Genomic DNA, 16,529 nt, shown 5'->3' with positions numbered 1-16,529 from the left:
TCACTCACACGCGTTCGATGATCATGGCCGAGCCCATGCCCGCCGCCACGCACAGGCTGATCAGTGCCGTGCGCTTGCCGGTTCGCTCCAGCTCGTCCAGCACCGTGCCCAGAATCATGGCGCCCGTCGCCCCCAGCGGGTGGCCCATGGCAATCGCTCCGCCGTTGACGTTCATGCGCTCATGGGGAATGTCCAGCTCCTCCATCATGGTCAGCACCACCGTGGCGAAGGCCTCGTTGAGCTCCCACAGATCGATGTCCGAAGCCTGCATGCGCGCCCTGTTCAAGGCCTTGCGTGCGGCATGGGCCGGGCCGTCCAGCATCAGGGTCGGCTCGGAGCCTATGCTGGCAAAGGCGCGGATTCGCGCACGGGGCTTGAGGCCTTGCCTGGCTCCCGCTTCTGCCGTGCCAATCAGCACTGCCGCTGCCCCATCGACAATGCCTGAGCTATTGCCCGCGTGGTGATGGTGCTGAATCTGCTCGACCTGCGGATAGCGCTGCAGCGCCACGCTGTCGTAGCCGTATTTCTGGCCCATTTCGGTGAATGCGGGCTTGAGCGCGGCCAGAGATTCGACCGTGGTTTCGGGACGAATGGTCTCGTCTTTTTCCAGCAGCGTCATGCCCAGAAAATCCTTGACGGGCACGACCGACCTGTCAAAGCGCCCTTCGGCCCAGGCCTTGGCGGCGCGGCGATGGCTTTCGGCCGAGTACGCATCCAGATCCTGGCGGCTGTGGCCGCGCAGCGATGCCAGCAGATCGGCCGAGATGCCCTGCATCACGAAATAGGTCTTGCTGGCCAGCTGTGGGTCCTGCGCCCAGGCACCACCGTCCGAGCCCATGGGCACGCGGGACATCATCTCCACGCCGGCACCGATGGTCATATCGGCCTGACCGGCCATGACCTTGGCCGCCGCAAAGCTCACGGCCTCCAGGCCCGAGCCGCAGTAGCGGTTGAGCTGCACGCCGGCCACGCTCTGCGCATAGTCGGCCTGCAGCACCGCCATGCGGCCCACATTGCCGCCCTGCTCGCCCACGGGCACCACACAGCCCATGACCACATCGTCCACCGCCGAGGTATCGAGCTGGTTGCGCTCACGCAAAGCCTGCAGCGGCTGGGCCGCCAGCCAGACCGGCGTCACCTCATGCAGTGCTCCATCCGGCTTGCCCTTGCCTCGGGGGGGTCCGGACATGGTCGAAGATCAATGCCTCCATCTGCTTTCCTCACATCACCAGGTTGTTATCGAGTTCTTTTTCAGATTGCCATACGGCTTTTTCCCCAACCTACCTGATTCGGACTAGGGGCAGACTATGAGAAAAACCGGTCGCAACCGCCCCTGGTGGCACATGGCTTGCCTCTCCGGGCGCGAAAGCCGGCTTGCACCGCAAGGACGCCCGCACCGGAGGCCTTGCCGCCTTCGCTGCCACAGCCCGCGGTCTCATGAGTGACAAAAAAGGCCTTCCAGCTTGTAGCACCGGAAGGCTGCGGGCAAGGCTGTCGGGCTCAGGCCACCAGACCACCGCCGTTGACCGGCAGCACCTGGCCGTTGACCCATTCCGCTTCGGTCGATGCCAGATAGCTCACGGCCGCACCCACATCCTGGGGCGAGCCGGCCCGGCCCACGGAAGTGCCTTTTCTGGCGATCTTCTCCGAGCCTTCCCAGTTGTTCATGGTGCCCAGCGACAAGGCGTTGGCCGTCACGCCATGCGGGCCTACCTCGCCCGAGAGATTGCGGATGAAGCCGATAGCCGCCGCCTTGGCAGCCCCGTAGGCGCACAGCCCCATGCCCGTGGCCGTGCGCGCCGCGTCGGAGTTGATGGCCACGATGCGGCCCCAGCCCTTTTGCTGCATGGCGGGCAGCAGTGCCTGACAGGCATGCATCAGTCCGTGCAGATTGAGCTGCAGCCAGGCATTCCATTCGGACTCGGGCGACTGCAGAAACGGCGTGTAGCCCCAGCCCTGGGCCGGAATGCCGGCGTTGTGCACAAAGATATCGACCGCGCCCACCTCGGCCTGGATGCGCTCGACCATGGAAAAGATGGCGGCGCGGTCCGTCAGGTCCGCCGCCTGGGCCGAGGCCTTCCATCCCGCTTCACGCAGCTGACTTGCCGCATTCTGGGCGCGCTCCTGATGAAAGTCGTTCACAACCACATGCGCGCCCTGCACGGCCAGCGCCTGCGCGATGCCGAACCCCATGCCGCGCCCGGCACCACTGACCAGCGCCACTTTGCCATCCAGCCTGAACATGTCTTGCACTCCTTTTTTATATGGAATGCCCAGTGTTGGCCCGGCCTGCGCCCCGGACATACTCCAAATGGACGGGGTCAAAACCGGCGGGATCCACAAGATAGAAAAGTCAGAGACACCACAGGAGACCGACTTGAGCACAGAAAAACCGTCCCAGGGCCAGAACGCTGGCCCCTTGTCCGGAATGCGCGTCCTCGAATTTGCAGGCATAGGCCCGGCCCCTTTTGCCGGCATGATGCTGGCCGACATGGGGGCCGAGCTCATTCTCATCGAGCGCAGCGCCGACCATGCGGCGGCATCCCGCTACCCGCGCATGGCGCAGAACCGGGGCAAGAAGTCCATCGCGCTGGACCTCAAGTCCGAGGCCGGACGCGCTGCCGCCTGGAAGCTGATCGAGTCTGCCGACGCGCTCATCGAAGGCTTCAGGCCCGGCGTGATGGAGCGTCTGGGCTTCAGCCCCGAGGAGGTCGCACGCCGCGCCCCCCGCCTGGTCTTTGGCCGCGTCACCGGCTGGGGCCAGACCGGCCCCCTGTCCCAGGCCGCAGGCCATGACATCAACTATGTGGCGCTGACGGGCGTGATGTCCACCTCCATGCGCCCCGGCCAGGCGCCCGTGCTGCCGCCGACCATCGTGGGCGATATGGCGGGTGGCGCCATGTTTCTGCTGTTCGGCCTCATGTGCGCCATGCATGAGGCACGCCAATCCGGCAGGGGTCAGGTGGTGGACGCCGCCATGATCGACGGCGTGGCGGCCATGAGCGGCCTGATGCACCAGATGCGCGGCGCCATGGGCTACTGGAAGGACGACCCCGCGCAGAACCACTTTCTCAACACCTCACCCTTCTACGAGGCCTTCGAGTGCGCCGATGGCAGATACATCACCCTCGGCGCCATCGAGCCGCAGTTCTATGCCTTGCAGTTGCAGAAGCTGGGGCTGCCCGATGTGGACCCCAGGCGCCAGTATCAGAGCGCGGACTGGCCCGAACTCAAGGCCCGCGTGGCCGGGATGGTACGCGGCAAGACCCAGGCACAGTGGTGCGCGGAACTCGAAGGCAGCGATATCTGCTTTGCCCCGGTGCTAAGCCTGGCCGAAGCCCCTTCTCATCCGCACAACACCCAGCGCCAGCTGTTTGTCGATCTGGAAGTGGAAGGCAGCAGCCAGCGCCAGCCGGCACCCGCGCCACGCTTTTCGCGCACCCCGGCGCGTCGGCCCACGCCGGGCAGCAGGATCGGCCAGGACACCGATGCCGTGCTCGCCGCCCTGGGCTATACCCAGAGCGATATAGCGGCGCTGCGCGAGAGCAAGGCCTGTGCCTGAGCAACCATCGGGCAATCGGCGAGGCGACCAGCGGTGCGCTGGATGAAAGCTACTTAAAATATAGCTACCATCGCTTTATATGAATAGATTTCAGGTATTTTTCGTATTGAAATCAATGTATATCAAGCGATAGCAGCTATCACTATTAAGGCAACCTGCTTTGCCGGGGTAGACGCTGCCATGCAGGCCAAGCCCCAAGTCACCAGAGCGGCTGTGGCGCTATGCCGCAGACGAGCTGGATAGAACGACCTTGTTGCGCCCGGTCATCTTGGCGCCGTACAGCGCCTTGTCGGCCGAACGCAGGACCTCCTGCACGTCCAGATCCTTGCCCGGCACCCAGGCCGCGCAACCGATGCTGACCGTGATGCAGCCGAATTCGCTTCCGGTGTGCGCAATCGCAAGCTCGGAGACTGCCTCCCGGATGTTCTCGGCAATCAGCGCGCCTCCATCCAGGGTCGTGTCCGGCAGCACCACGATGAATTCCTCACCCCCATAGCGAGCCGCACTGTCCTCGGGGCGCCGGATATTGTTGGCAATGCATCTGGCCACGGTCGCCAGAACCATATCCCCGGCCTGATGTCCGTAGGTGTCGTTGTAGGCCTTGAACCAGTCGATATCCACGAACAGTAGCGAGAAGGCGCTGTGACTTCTTTTGGCCCTGTGCCACTCGTGCTCGATGATCTCGTCGAGCTTGCGGCGATTGTTCAGGCCGGTCAGTCCATCGGTACGCGCCAGCAGCGCCAGTTCGGACTCTGCGCGCATGCGGCGCTTGAGCTGCACTCCGAACGCAAAGGACAGACCGATGAAAGCCATGGTGAGCGTTCCCATGACGGAGGCAATCAGCAAGGCGCGCTGGCGCCAGACTGCGTAGATATCGGAATGCGCTTTCGCCACCATGATGATGAATGGCAAGCTCGGAAGATTCTTGAAGTAGTACGCGCGCTGCGCGCCATCCAGGTAGGAGGTGTCCGAGAAGCTGCCTTCGGGCGCCTGCATGAACTGCTTGAAGGTGCTGGCATTGCGGATATTGCGCCCGATGACCTTGGCATCGAAAGGCTGGCGCATCATCATGGCGCCATCCTTTCTGATCAGGGCCAGCGATCCATGCTTGCCCAGCGAAAGCGCGGAGAACAGCTTCTGAAAATACTCGAGCTGGACATCGATCAGCACAATGCCCGCGAACGAGCCGTCCGCATGGGAGACACGGCGGCTCAGCGGAATGCTCAGCGAGCCGCCATGCAGCGTCGATGAATAAGGGTCTCCCACATAGAGACCGACGTTGGGGCTTTCCTGATGCACCTTGAAGAAATCATGCTCCAGGTAATGCCCGCTCAGCGGATTTTCCGAGCCCGCATTCAGGACCACTCGCCCCTGCACATCGAGCACCAGGATGGAGCCCAGATAGGAGGCCGTCGCGGCCTTGTCGAACAAGGCTGCGTTGCGCACATGCGGGGAGGCGCCCATGACTTCGGAGTCGTTCAGCCCATCGACCACGGCCTGCAGCGACAGCGCATAGAGTTCGAAGTTCCGCACCACGTCGTTTTCGGCAAGAAGCGCCACATTGCGCGATGTCTCTATCGCATGCGCCATGGCATCCAGCCGACTCTGGTAGAGAACAAAGGTGCAGATGGCCGTCATCGAAAGCGCAATGATCCCCCCTACCAGCAGCATTGCAAAGGGAGCACGGGAAACGACGTTGCTGTGATCAAAAGCAGGCTTGCGAAATAGTTTCATGTCGTTGCTGTATTTGAGCGAGACGGTCACATTTCTTCGATGCAGGCAAGCGGGTGCGCTCTTGCGAGACAACACCGTGCACTGGCCTGCGCGCTCCCCATTCTGCCTGTGTTTTCCGCAACAGAGCCAGGCCCTGGCAGCACCGGCCGGCGGCACGCCTGCATGCGACCGCCGGTCTGCCTGCGGCCGATGCCGCAAGCAAGCGGACTGCCAGAACGGCTCAAGAGAGATGGGATAACCCGCAACAAAGACAGGCCTGCGGGCAGGCCAGCACAACGACGTCAGCGCCGGGACGCCGATACCAACCGGCTGCGCAAACCGGATGGCTGCCGTCATAGGCAGAGCAACGGCACCCCTCGCTGAGGCTTTATCGCAAGCTCTTGGATCGTAAGCTGCCAACGTTGGTGCGACCCGGCGTCGAGGCTGCCGTTAACTCGCACCACCGCGACGATGGCTAGCGCCATCGTTGTAGCGGCTGAACGCTTACAGCGACTGGAAAGGGGAAAAACGACCCATTGCAGTCACTGCGAACTGGCTTTTTCGGCCAATCTCTGGCGTGTGGCGTCATCAATGATGCTGCGCATCAATGCGAACAGAGGATCGGCGCTTGTGTGTTTCTGACCGTAGCTCAGATTGAACTCGTAGTCGAAATCAGGCGGATTGATCCCCTGGTTGTGCTGAAGGATTGTTTCAAGCTTGTCCAGTGCTTTGACAGCTTTTGCTTCGGGTGAGGCTGCGTCCTCATACTCCTGCCACAGTGCTAGGATGTCGGCCCGCTGGGCCTCGTCGAGAGAGCGGGTCAGATGCAGAAGGTCGGTCTTTTCCTGCGCGCTCTTGTCAGGATGCTGGTTTTTCTCGATGGCTGGAATGTCCCCGTGAATGGCCTCTCCCAAATCATGAACGATGCACATTTTGAGGATCTTAAGCATGTCCATGCCGGCAAGCTCGTCCGCGAAGGTCATAGCCATCAGGCACAGGCTCCATGTATGTTCGGCGGTGCTTTCCGCCCTGCCCGTCGAGGTGTGAGAGCTTCGGAGCACGCTCTTGAGCTTTTCAGCCTCCTGGAGAAAGGCTAGACGGCCCTTGATGTCGTCGATATTCATGCCCGATTCTATAAAGCGTCTCATCACCCAGGTCGTTGCATACCGAAAGCTCGGCTGAACCGCCAGAGACGTTCAAGCAAGGCTGTGGGCGTGCTACCTGGCATTTAACTTGCAAAGAGCTAAAGCCAAACGCAACTGAATCTGGTTTCAAGCGGCAGATGCTGATGGCCGGCTTCTGGCGATTGTCGTCATTGATACAGCCAAGTCCACCAACCACCTCATGACACTCCTCGGCCGCTCGAGCCTGCGAGCAGGATCTTCTGCGGGGGACGCGTACTCATACCTTGGCGAGGAAGGCCGCCGCATCACCCGCTTCACACTTCCAGTCTGCGAAGACCCCAACCAGATTGCACTCCACGCAGTGGCAAGCGATGTAGTACCAGCGCACGTCATGTGTGCCCTCGTACACGGAGACGCCGGACATCAGTTCGAACACCTCGTTCTCGCACACGCACTCGTGAGCCTCGGGGGTGGCCTCTTCAACGTAGTCCGCGCTGTCGCCCATCAGGTGTTTCTGCCCGCAGTCGGTGCAGGTGCGGATTGCCACGCCGGCTTCTTCATCGGTCTGCAGCGCAAAGGTCCGGCACCCGCAATTGCATTTGGACGAGGCAAACCGGACGGCCTCATGGCGATTTGCAACGCTGTAGCTGCGCAGCTCGGCTTGGGTGTCGCCGGATGTCGTCCCGTACCAGAACTCGCCCTTCTTCGTCAGTGCCATTGATGCTGTTCCCTTCTTCAAGATGGGCTTCCCGGCAGACCTGACGCCGGGCTTGCCCCGATCATCTGGATTTTGCCTGAAGGCACGATGAATCGTCGTCAAGGGGCCGGGTCGGGGTGGTCTCCCAGAGGATCGAGCACGACGCACCGGATACTGCGAACTCATTGTCAACCGGGTTGGACCGCCGCTGGATCAGGGAGGCTAGGTTTGGGTCTCAGCTCGTTGAAGGGCGATGGCACAGCCTCAGTGGCCGGAAAGATTGTGTGCGCACGTACGGCCTCGACCAGCAAAGCAGCCAAGCGCTCTGCGGCTGGCTCCAAAAGAGAGTGGGAACGCCCAAGCACCAGGTCCATGGTGGGCAGATGCGGCAGGCCGATTTCCTCTGGCGCGTAGCTGCGCACATGCGGCGGCAGGCCGAAGGGAGTGCGCACCGACAGCCCCAGGCCCGCTGAGGTCGCAGCCCAGATCGGTCCGAGACTGGCACTGCTGAAGACGTGCCGCCAGGCAATCCCGGCTCGCTCCAGCACGGCTGTGACCAGCTCGCGCAGCGGGCAAGGCTCTTCCAGCATCACCAGAGCCAGTGTTTTCAGCTTGCCCTCTTGATCCGGCTGCAAGCAGCCAAGGCTGTCCAGCACCTCGGGCGCGGAAGGCCCTATCCAATGCAGGGGCAGACGCATCACGGTTTCGGCATGGATGCCAGACAGATCCGCGCCGACATTCCAGAGCATTGCCAGGTCCAGCTGTCCCTGAGCAAAGCGTGCACGCAACTCGTCGCTGCGCGCCACGCAGGCCTCGATGCGCACCTGGGGATGCGCCCTGGCAAAGCGGCCCAGTACGGCCGGCAACAGTGCTTCGCCGAGGTCCTCCTGAAGTCCGAGTCGGACCAGTCCTCGCAGCTGGCTGCCGCTGACCGCCGCCACGGCCTCGTCATTGAGGTCCAGCAGGCGGTGCGCATAGGCCAGCAGGGTCTCACCGGCTTCTGTGAGCTCGAGACCACGCCCGGCCTTGCGCAGCAGCGGCGTGCCGCATTGGGCCTCCAGCTTCTTCAACTGGGCACTGATCGCCGAAGTCGAGCGCCCCAGCTTGTCCGCGGCACGCGCGAAGCTGCCAAGCGCGACCCCTGTCGAAAAACTGCGCAGCACATCCAGGTCGTAGAGCACACGAGACACACAAGTCCTTTCAATCATCCCAAAAATCAGGATGGTTGGTTAAATATTATTTGATTTTCAAAATGATTGGGCGCCAGCACACTGCGCGGCATGAACTCTTCCGACTGCCTCTCGCTGCCTGAGCTGCCCGTCACCCCTCCAAGCCATCGCTGGAAGGTATTGGCCGCAGGCGTTCTCGCCAATGCCGCTTTTTCGACCGCCTTCAGCGGAATTCCGATGACGGCGGTGATGATGCGCTCCTCATACCAGCTCGATACCAGCACACTCGGCCTGATGCTGGGCCTCATGGGCCTGGGCATCGCATTGAGCGAGCTGCCCTGGGGTTTGCTTACCGATCGCTGGGGGGATCGCCCCGTGCTGCTCACCGGTCTGATCGGCACGGCACTCGCACTGGCTGCGATGGCCGTCTGGGCAACGCCTGAGGCTGGGCAGGTGCCCGGTCTGCAATGGCTGGCGGGCGGTCTGGTGCTGGTCGGCCTGCTGGGAGGCAGCCTCAACGGCGCGAGTGGGCGGGCCGTGATGACCTGGTTTGCGGATGGCGAGCGAGGCCTGGCGATGAGCATACGCCAGACTGCAGTGCCGCTCGGCGGCGCCATCGGTGCGCTGCTGCTGCCTGCGCTGGCCTTGCATGGCGGCTTTGTTGCCGTGTTCGCCGTGCTGGCGAGCATCTGCCTGCTCTCCGCACTGCTCGCCGCCGCATGGGTGCACGAGCCGCCGCATGCTGCGCTGCATGCACAGCGCCAGCTCGCCACCGGCCCCAGCCCCAGCCCATTGCGCGATGCTCGCGCCTGGCGCTCCGTGGCCGGCATCGGCATGCTGTGCGCGCCACAATTCGCAGTGCTGTCTTTCGGCACGGTCTTCCTGCACGACTTCGCCCAGGCCGAGCTTGAACGGGTCTCCGCAGTCATGGCCGTCGTCCAGTGTGCAGCCATGGCGATGCGCATATGGAGTGGTCGCTGGACGGACCGCCATCGAAACCGCCAAAGCTATTTGAGCGCCTGCAGCTGGCTGAGCATGCTGCTTTTTGCGGCGCTTGCGACAGCGTGCTGGATTGCGCCGGGCCCGCTCTTGCTGCTGGTCTTGACAGCCGGTGCCGGTATCTGTGTTTCTGCCTGGCATGGTGTGGCCTATGCCGAGCTGGCGACCCTGGCCGGAGCCGGTCGCGCCGGCACGGCCTTGGGCATGGCCAACACCAGCGTGTTCATTGTGTGTTTTGCCGTACCGATGACGATTCCGCATCTGCTGTCGCTGCAGGGCTGGGTATTGGTCTGGTCGGCCTGCGCCCTGTGCGCGGTCTGCGCTCGCCCCTTGCTGGCTGCGCCGCAGCAGTCTGCGGCGCGTGTCCGTGGGTAACGAAGGCCTTTTCAACAGTGGTCTCCACGCCAGACCGCCCCACAGGTCGGTCTGCGTGGAAATCAACCCGCAGCGATCCTTCGGAACTGGATGGACCGCTCGGCGGATGCGAAGAGATGTTCGGCGCGTATCCGCGCACTCACACTACCGGCCATGAGGCGTCGGTCACCATCCTTGTGTAGCGGACTGCTGCAGGCTGATTGCAGTCGCGATGCGGCAACCGCCGCATGCAGTCGCGCTTTGGACGCAAGTTATGGAAAAGCTGGAGGAGCTATCACCAACGCAGCCTGGTGGAGACCAAGATGCATTGCGGCAAGCGACTGGATGAGCGGGTAATGTCACGCACATTCGAGCGACGGGTCAATGAGCTGCATATCCGGGCCGCCATTCTGAATCGGCTCACTGAACTGGGCCATCCGCAAACGGTGCCTGCGGCATAGCCACGTCTGGGGTCATGGGTTGCTTGACCCAGAACTGGTTTATGCACCAGCACCTCCGCTGTGGAGAAAGAACTGCGGCTGCGCAGCCGCACCAGCAGTACACCTTCTGCAGACAGCCCCCTCTGCCCTCCCCTGCCTGTACTCCTCCAGAAGCCAATTTTTGCGCTTGCGGGCCTGGTTATGCTTCGCTCCACCCTGGCGCAGGTCGTTGCGATCAAGGCTGAAAACTCAGGGCTGGCATGCCTGGAGCGGGAAACCTGCTGCTAGAAGCCTGCAGCCAGCCCGTCGCGGCGTGGATCGCTGGCGAATTGGTAGCCCTCGACAGCGGGGTCGCCCATGCGCCAGATGAACTGGCCAGCGCCAAAGTCCTGGTAGGGATCATCAATGACCTCCAGCTGGTGCCCCAGGGCCTGCAGACCAGCCACAGTGGAAGGATCCATGCCGGCTTCGACATTGAGCGCCAGGCCCGCGTTGTAGCGCCAGCGTGGTGCGTCGCAGGCAGCCTGGGGCGACTGGCGGTAGTCGATCATGCGTACCAGCGTCTGCATATGGCCCTGGGGCTGCATGTTGCCGCCCATGACACCAAAGCTCATCACCGGCTGGCCATCCTTGGTCAGGAAGGCGGGAATGATGGTGTGAAACGGTCGCTTGCCCGGGCCCACCAGGTTCGCGCGGTTGGGGCCGTCCGGGTCGGCGCTGAACCCGTAGCCACGGTTTTGCAGGCTGATGCCGAAGCTGGGCTCGACCACTCCCGAGCCAAAGCCCGCGAAGTTGCTCTGGATGAAGCTGACCATCATGCCGCTCTCATCGACCGCGGTCAGGTAGATCGTGCCGCCCTGCACCGGATTACCGGCCTTGAAATCTTGTGCGCGCAGGGGATCTATGAGCTTGGCGCGCGACGCAAGGTAAGCGTCATCGAGCATTTGCGCGGTAGTCACTTCCATACCGGCATCGGCTACATAGCGGTCGACATCGGCGAAGGCCAGCTTCATGGCCTCGATCTGCAGATGCTGCGAAGCCACGCCATCAAGGGGCAGGCTGGCCAGATCGAAATGCGACAGGATACCCAGTGCGATCTGCGCCGCAATGCCCTGGCCGCCAGGCGGAATCTCGTGCAGGGTGTAGCCACGGTAGTCCTTGGCCACCGGTGCGACCCATTCGGCCTGGTGCTGGGCCATGTCCGCCATGCTCAGGCAGCCGCCGTGCTGCTGGACAAAGGAAGTGACCGCCGAAGCGATCTCGCCTTCATAGAACGCCTTGCCCTGGCTAGCGCCGATGGCGCGCAGCGCGCGTGCGGCCGCGGGGAAGCGAAACAGCTCGCCCACGGCAGGTGGCCGGCCGGAGGGCAGAAAGCTCTGGGAGAAACCCGGCTGAGCCTGCAGCTCGGGAGCACCTGCGGCCCACTTCTGTTGCACCACGGGCGGCACCAGGTAGCCGCGTTCGGCGATTTCAGCCGCGGGCTCCATCAGGCTGGCGAACGGCAGCTTGCCAAAACGCTCGTGCAAGGCGACCCAGGCGCTGACGGCGCCGGGCACGGTGATCGAGTCCACGCCGCGGCGCGGGGGCTTGGCCTGCCTGCCGTAGCTCTTTTCGAAATATTCGGGCGTCCAGCCCTGGGGGGCGCGGCCCGAGGCATTGAGGCCGTGCAGTTGCGCGCCGTCCCACAGAATGCAGAACGCGTCCGAGCCCAGTCCGTTGCTGACAGGTTCGACGATGGCCATCACGGCCGCTGCCGCGATGGCTGCGTCAACGGCATTGCCGCCGGCCCACAGCATGCGCAAGCCGGCTTGCGCGCCCAAGGGGTGGGAGGTTGACACGCCGTTGCGTGCGAAAACGGGAACTCGCACCGAGCGGTAAGGGTTGCCGGGAGAAAAAGGGAGATTCATGGAAGTTCCTGACACGGGCGCTGACCCTTCGGGATTCAGTCGATGGTGATGCCCAGAACCTTGACGTCGCGGGTCCAGCGTGTAAGCTCGCGGTCGATTTGTTCCTTGAACGCCTTGGGGTCGCTGGTTTCGGGGGTCAGCCCCTGGGCCTCGAGCTGCGCGCGCACATCGGGGCGGGCGATGATGTTGCGCACTTCCTTGGCGAGCTTCTCAACGATCGCCGAATCCGTGCCGCCGGTGGTAAACAGACCGTACCAGGAAGTGAAGGCATAGCCCGGCAGCCCGGCTTCGGCGACGGTGGGCACGTTGGGCAGGCTTTTCACACGCTCCTTGGTGGTCACTGCCAGAATGCGGGTCTTGCCGGTCTTGGCGGAGGTAATGGCCGGTGGAATGCCCGAGAAAATGACATGGACCTGGCCTGCGGCGACATCGGCAATCGCAGGGCCATTGCCGCGGTAAGGCACATGCACCAGGTTCACGCCCGCCTGCTGGGCGAACAGTGCGCCGGCCAGGTGCAGGGTCGAGCCGCTGCCGGAAGAGGCGTAGTTGATGGTTCCAGGTTCCTTGCGCGCCATGCCGATCATCTCCTTGACCGATGTGTAGGGCAGCTTGGCGTTCACCAGCAGCGCGTTGCCCGACTCGGCCACCAGGCTGATCGGCTCCAGGTCCTTGCGCGGGTCGTAGGAAAGCTTTTTGGCCAGTACCGGGGCGATGGTGTTGCTGCCGATGGAACCCAGCAGCAGGGTGTAGCCATTCTTGGGCGACTTGGCCACGATTTCGTTGGCCAGCAGGCCGCCCGCGCCGCCCTTGTTTTCGACCACCACGGCCTGGCCCAAGCTCTGCTGCAGCTCCTTGGCCAGAATGCGCGCAACGATGTCGTTGCCACCGCCTGCGGCAAAGCCCACCAGAATCTTGATCGGCTGCGAAGGCCAGACGTCGGCGGCCAGGGCCGGCGTTGCCAGGCCCATGGCGCCGCAGGTCAGCAAAGTGGCGCAGCAGGTGAAAAGCCGGCGGGACATGTGTGCACGCATAGGAAACTCCAGATTTAATGCAGCTTGAAGGGTTGAATAGAAGAATTTTGATGATAGAAAGAACTTTGTGAAAGCTGGACTTTCTTCCGTCTCTTGAAAGAAAACCATTTATGTCAAGCCTGCGGATTCTTCGCACTTTTCTGGCCGTCTGCACCGAAGGTTCGTTCACGGCGGCTGGACATCGCGTGGGCCTGACCCAGGTCGCCGTGGGTCTGCAGATGCGCACCTTGGAAGCCGACCTCAAGCGCAAGCTCTTCACCCGCGCAGGCAAGCAGGTGGCGCTCAACGAGCAGGGCCGGGCGCTGGTGCCCATAGCCACGCAGCTGGTAGCGCTGTACGAACAGGCCAAGCACGGCACCCAGGCAGACGCGCCGCTGGCTGGCACCGTGCAGTTCGGCTCCATCGTCTCGGCACTGAGCGAGCTGGTGCGTGCCACGCTGGAGCTCAAGCGCCACCACCCCGCGGTGGACCTGCATGTGGTATCGGGAAAGTCCAACCGGCTGATTGCCCAGGTGGAAAACCATGAACTCGATGCTGCCGTAGTGGTCCATGACCCGGCCCTCAAGCGCCCTTCCCTGGTCTGGACACCGCTGTACGCCGAGCCCATGGTGCTGCTGACCTCGCGTTCCTCCCGGTTGGCCGATCCTGCAACCATGGTGGAGCGCTATCCATTCATCCGGTTTGACCGTACCGAACACACGGGCGAACTGGTCGAGCGCACGCTGCGCCGGCTGCGCGCCAAGCCCCAGGAGTTCATGGAGCTGAATTCGATCGAGACTATCGTGGAACTCGTGAGCGACGGCATGGGCGTAGCCATGCTGCCTCTTCTGGCCAGACATGCCTGGGACAGGAACCCGCAGCTGCGGGTAGTGCCCATCCCCCAGGCAGCTGAAAGCCGCCAGATCGCCCTGGTGCAGCTGCGCACGGCGGCCCGCGCCGAGGTGGTCACGGCTGTAGGGCAGCAGTTCATGGCGGCGCGAGGTATGGCAGTTTGAGGGCACCAGCCTGACCCTCTTGCACTTCTCGTTGGCGGCATGCTGGTTGCGCTCGCTCTATCGCTGTCGTCTGGAGGTGCAAAGCGGCCGCGAAAGGAGCCTGCCAGGGGGCGACCTCGTTAGCCAGGGATGATCATCTTCTCAGTCAATCCTTGATCGAAGCTGTAGACGCACTGATAGTGAGCATTGGGTACAGATGATCAATGTTGCCGGTACCCCCATTTCAACCACACCTCCCAAAACGGAGGTGATCGACTGCCATGTCTTGGAATCGTTGCAGGAAGTGCGCTCGATGACCGAGGGCTGGCTGCATCGCTACAGCCACCATCGCCCGCATGAATCGGCAGGCCGCACTCCTCCTGTCGCGTGTCATGTCAAACGTTGCCCCAACCTCTGCTTTTAGGTGGCACAGGAAAACGAGGAGGCTTCACCGACCTACCGGGGCGCCGCCTTGATCGCCGCATTCAGGGTAGTCCACAGCTCCTTGGTGACGGGCACCATGTCCTGCCTGAAGTACCACCAGAAGTGACCGCCCACATAATTCGGGGTAGTGATCTTCATCGTGTAATAGCGGGTCAGGTACTCGGCCTTCTTGGTTTTGCGTGAGGTACCCACTTCCCCGAACCCGATCTTGGAATTGGGGAACATCACGTGCAGCTTGTCGAACACCTGCTGCCAGTTGGGCTTGAGCCCATTGCAGTCATCCTCATAGTAGGAAATCCAGACGTAATCCAGACCCTGCTTCATGTAGGCTGGGACATTGGCCTCGGCCCACTTGAACATTTCATTGGAGGATTGAGACCAGCAGCCCTGGTTGTAGTAGAGCGTGACCGCGGCCGTCTTGTTCTGTGCCTTCACGATGTTGTAGGCATTGGTCATCTTCGCCACCACATCGGCATTGGCCCCCAGCCACTCGCCGTTGACCTCGTTGGCTACTTCCCAAATATCCACTACATCCGACAACGCATTGAGATATTGATTAGTCCGTTGTATGTATCCATCCACGCTGTACTGCTTGACGTAGTACGAGTCCAATATCTCACCCATCACGTAGGAAACCTTGGAGATTTCCACTGCTGGCTTGCGGTAATAGTCCGGGTTCACGAACTCATCGAAGACGATGCGCGTGGTAGGCCGGTAGGCCAGCGACGACAGGCTGCGCGTGATGTCGCTAAGCCTGCTCACATCGTCCACGGTGACACCGTAGATGGGAGTCGGGACTATGCGACCAGAGGGCACGCTGGTCTGAGCCGATACGACGGAGCAAAGCGAGGCAATGCAGAATGGGATAAACGCTTTCATGCGGTATCCCTCGATGAATGGTTCAATGATTTTTTCACTTGGATCAATATGAATCGAGGCATGGCAATGGTCGGGGGTGACTGCTTCTAGCTGGCAGCACCGGCTCGGGCCGACCCTCAGTTGACTCTCGATAATCAGTTAAAGGATTGACTTTAGTCCATGAAGTTGGGCTAAAAGTAGCCAAAGGAAACGAACGCGCTCCATGAGCCAGCCCACAGATCGAGCTCATGGCTACTCGGCCCTTGTTGACGCGCTCAATGCTTTGCGGCGGCTACCAGTCAATGAGTTGATCGCTGGAGTTGACTTGATGTTTGGGCAGCGTGGGTGAGCCCTAAACATAAATTGATACGTGTGTTGCCTAGGGTATGAGTCATTTTCAAAATGAGCGCATCGAGGCAAGTGTCATCGTGCGGTTGCCAGTCGAATGAGATGAAAGGTGCTTTATGTGGCCGCTTGTCCTTCACTTCGCAGTCCGCTTCTGGCCGACTGGCGACGGCCTGCACCTGTTGAAATCGGAGGCTCAAGACGCAGCCCCGAAGGTCAGCTTTGCGGTGCTGTACTCACCAGTAGCTAGGCCCGGCTTCGGCCAATACCGGACCTTTCTTAGGTCTGCGACTAGGATCGAGACTGCCCCAGAAGCGCAGATGTTCAACAGTACGTGCTGGTGCACGTAATGACCAACCCCAAGAAGCCTCCTTATGGTTCATCTTGTCGGACATAAATTGAAGTATTCAGTCGTACAGTGGTCCTACGACTGGGATCCATCGCTTTTTGACTTGCTCGAACGTATGCCGGAATTAGTGATCGGGCGACATGTGGTCATTGCGTCATGTGACAGCGGCAAGTACAAGCCGTCCGAGGCTGAGCTGGAGGCCGGTTGGGAGGTCGCGGATGGATTTGCTGTGAGTCCCAAAATCACCGCCGTATCCAACCTGCCTATGCCAGGTTTTGATGAGTGGTACGTGTATGAAGAGCGTCCGATGCCAAGGTTCTATCGCTCATCGGTCAACCGTTTCGGCTTCGCGCCGCTGCCGCCGGATAAAGCTACCGATTTTTGGGCTCAAGTTGAGACCGCATTGCCGCTGCATGTCTTTGGTGCCGGAACTCCGACCATGTTTTTAGCAACGCGGGACAGAATTTCATTCGACCGAGCATTGAAGCTTGGTGACTTCTGACTAACTACCCTCGGCCAGCTGTAGACACTGACTTCAGCTCATGACCAGACCACCTTTAGAT

13 protein-coding genes and 2 pseudogenes are annotated in these 16,529 nt (G+C 61.8%); 6 read left to right on the top strand and 9 right to left on the bottom strand.

Going from position 1 to position 16,529, the window contains the following annotated elements:
- Window positions 1–4 precede the first annotated feature (4 nt).
- Window positions 5–1,211, bottom strand: a pseudogene (locus O987_RS07350) (acetyl-CoA C-acetyltransferase).
- A gap of 289 nt (window positions 1,212–1,500) precedes the next feature.
- A complete protein-coding gene (locus O987_RS07345) occupies window positions 1,501–2,244 on the bottom strand; it encodes an SDR family NAD(P)-dependent oxidoreductase (protein ID WP_003057392.1) in 744 nt (247 codons plus the stop codon).
- Window positions 2,245–2,428: 184 nt separating this feature from the next.
- On the opposite strand from O987_RS07345, the gene O987_RS07340 reads away from it, so the two are divergent.
- Window positions 2,429–3,562: a CaiB/BaiF CoA transferase family protein gene (locus O987_RS07340; RefSeq protein ID WP_043371325.1), complete on the top strand. Its 1,134-nt coding sequence runs from the start codon at window positions 2,429–2,431 to the stop codon at window positions 3,560–3,562.
- A gap of 219 nt (window positions 3,563–3,781) precedes the next feature.
- Here the strand turns inward: O987_RS07340 and O987_RS07335 are convergent, their stop codons facing one another.
- The 4 genes from O987_RS07335 to O987_RS07320 form a co-directional block, all read right to left on the bottom strand.
- Window positions 3,782–5,233 (bottom strand): sensor domain-containing diguanylate cyclase, encoded by a 1,452-nt coding sequence (locus O987_RS07335; RefSeq protein ID WP_144244986.1) that lies wholly within the window; start codon window positions 5,231–5,233, stop codon window positions 3,782–3,784.
- 584 nt (window positions 5,234–5,817) lie between these two features.
- Window positions 5,818–6,399, bottom strand: a complete 582-nt coding sequence (locus tag O987_RS07330) for an HD domain-containing protein (RefSeq protein WP_043376195.1) — start codon at window positions 6,397–6,399, stop codon at window positions 5,818–5,820.
- A gap of 277 nt (window positions 6,400–6,676) precedes the next feature.
- Entirely contained in the window at window positions 6,677–7,117 is a 441-nt protein-coding gene (locus O987_RS07325) for a hypothetical protein (protein ID WP_003057399.1), read from the bottom strand.
- Between the two features lie 167 nt (window positions 7,118–7,284).
- The gene (locus O987_RS07320) at window positions 7,285–8,286 is read right to left on the bottom strand and encodes a LysR substrate-binding domain-containing protein (protein WP_034399746.1); all 1,002 of its coding nucleotides are present in this window, start codon (window positions 8,284–8,286) and stop codon (window positions 7,285–7,287) included.
- A gap of 90 nt (window positions 8,287–8,376) precedes the next feature.
- On the opposite strand from O987_RS07320, the gene O987_RS07315 reads away from it, so the two are divergent.
- Both O987_RS07315 and O987_RS28650 read left to right on the top strand, forming a co-directional pair.
- Complete coding sequence (locus tag O987_RS07315) at window positions 8,377–9,639, top strand: MFS transporter (RefSeq protein ID WP_043376193.1); 1,263 nt, start codon at window positions 8,377–8,379, stop codon at window positions 9,637–9,639.
- 207 nt (window positions 9,640–9,846) lie between these two features.
- A pseudogene (locus O987_RS28650) lies at window positions 9,847–10,079 on the top strand (IS5/IS1182 family transposase); the annotation flags it as partial.
- Window positions 10,080–10,342: 263 nt separating this feature from the next.
- Here the strand turns inward: O987_RS28650 and O987_RS07310 are convergent.
- Entirely contained in the window at window positions 10,343–11,965 is a 1,623-nt protein-coding gene (locus tag O987_RS07310) for a gamma-glutamyltransferase family protein (protein WP_043371323.1), read from the bottom strand.
- Window positions 11,966–12,000: 35 nt separating this feature from the next.
- Window positions 12,001–12,984, bottom strand: a complete 984-nt coding sequence (locus tag O987_RS07305; protein ID WP_235214287.1) for a Bug family tripartite tricarboxylate transporter substrate binding protein — start codon at window positions 12,982–12,984, stop codon at window positions 12,001–12,003.
- A gap of 122 nt (window positions 12,985–13,106) precedes the next feature.
- Here O987_RS07305 and O987_RS07300 point away from each other — a divergent pair, with 122 nt between their 5' ends.
- Together O987_RS07300 and O987_RS29820 are read left to right on the top strand one after the other, a co-directional pair.
- The gene (locus O987_RS07300; RefSeq protein WP_003057410.1) at window positions 13,107–13,991 is read left to right on the top strand and encodes a LysR family transcriptional regulator; all 885 of its coding nucleotides are present in this window, start codon (window positions 13,107–13,109) and stop codon (window positions 13,989–13,991) included.
- A 196-nt stretch (window positions 13,992–14,187) separates the two neighbouring features.
- Complete coding sequence (locus O987_RS29820) at window positions 14,188–14,394, top strand: integrase core domain-containing protein (RefSeq protein WP_080731461.1); 207 nt, start codon at window positions 14,188–14,190, stop codon at window positions 14,392–14,394.
- Between the two features lie 32 nt (window positions 14,395–14,426).
- Here the strand turns inward: O987_RS29820 and O987_RS07295 are convergent, their stop codons facing one another.
- Window positions 14,427–15,293, bottom strand: coding sequence for a hypothetical protein (locus O987_RS07295; protein ID WP_043371320.1), 867 nt, complete (start codon window positions 15,291–15,293; stop codon window positions 14,427–14,429).
- Window positions 15,294–15,991: 698 nt separating this feature from the next.
- Here O987_RS07295 and O987_RS07285 point away from each other — a divergent pair.
- Window positions 15,992–16,468: a hypothetical protein gene (locus O987_RS07285; protein ID WP_043371318.1), complete on the top strand. Its 477-nt coding sequence runs from the start codon at window positions 15,992–15,994 to the stop codon at window positions 16,466–16,468.
- The last annotated feature ends 61 nt before the right edge of the window (window positions 16,469–16,529 follow it).

Source organism: Comamonas testosteroni TK102, assembly GCF_000739375.1.
GTDB classification, from domain to species: Bacteria; Pseudomonadota; Gammaproteobacteria; order Burkholderiales; family Burkholderiaceae_C; genus Comamonas; species Comamonas brasiliensis.
The sequence above is the reverse complement of the archived record's forward strand: the minus strand, read 5'-3'. Positions and strand labels throughout refer to the sequence as shown.

Excerpts from the sequence above, each read along its gene's own strand:
- O987_RS07345 (WP_003057392.1), bottom strand. The coding sequence starts at position 2,244 with ATGTTCAGGCTGGATGGCAAAGTGGCGCTGGTCAGTGGTGCCGGGCGC.
- O987_RS07340 (WP_043371325.1), top strand. The coding sequence starts at position 2,429 with ATGCGCGTCCTCGAATTTGCAGGCATAGGCCCGGCCCCTTTTGCCGGC.
- O987_RS07335 (WP_144244986.1), bottom strand. The coding sequence starts at position 5,233 with ATGCTGCTGGTAGGGGGGATCATTGCGCTTTCGATGACGGCCATCTGC.
- O987_RS07330 (WP_043376195.1), bottom strand. The coding sequence starts at position 6,399 with ATGAATATCGACGACATCAAGGGCCGTCTAGCCTTTCTCCAGGAGGCT.
- O987_RS07325 (WP_003057399.1), bottom strand. The coding sequence starts at position 7,117 with ATGGCACTGACGAAGAAGGGCGAGTTCTGGTACGGGACGACATCCGGC.
- O987_RS07315 (WP_043376193.1), top strand. The coding sequence starts at position 8,377 with ATGAACTCTTCCGACTGCCTCTCGCTGCCTGAGCTGCCCGTCACCCCT.
- O987_RS07310 (WP_043371323.1), bottom strand. The coding sequence starts at position 11,965 with ATGAATCTCCCTTTTTCTCCCGGCAACCCTTACCGCTCGGTGCGAGTT.
- O987_RS07305 (WP_235214287.1), bottom strand. The coding sequence starts at position 12,984 with ATGTCCCGCCGGCTTTTCACCTGCTGCGCCACTTTGCTGACCTGCGGC.
- O987_RS07300 (WP_003057410.1), top strand. The coding sequence starts at position 13,107 with ATGTCAAGCCTGCGGATTCTTCGCACTTTTCTGGCCGTCTGCACCGAA.
- O987_RS29820 (WP_080731461.1), top strand. The coding sequence starts at position 14,188 with ATGATCAATGTTGCCGGTACCCCCATTTCAACCACACCTCCCAAAACG.
- O987_RS07295 (WP_043371320.1), bottom strand. The coding sequence starts at position 15,293 with ATGAAAGCGTTTATCCCATTCTGCATTGCCTCGCTTTGCTCCGTCGTA.
- O987_RS07285 (WP_043371318.1), top strand. The coding sequence starts at position 15,992 with ATGGTTCATCTTGTCGGACATAAATTGAAGTATTCAGTCGTACAGTGG.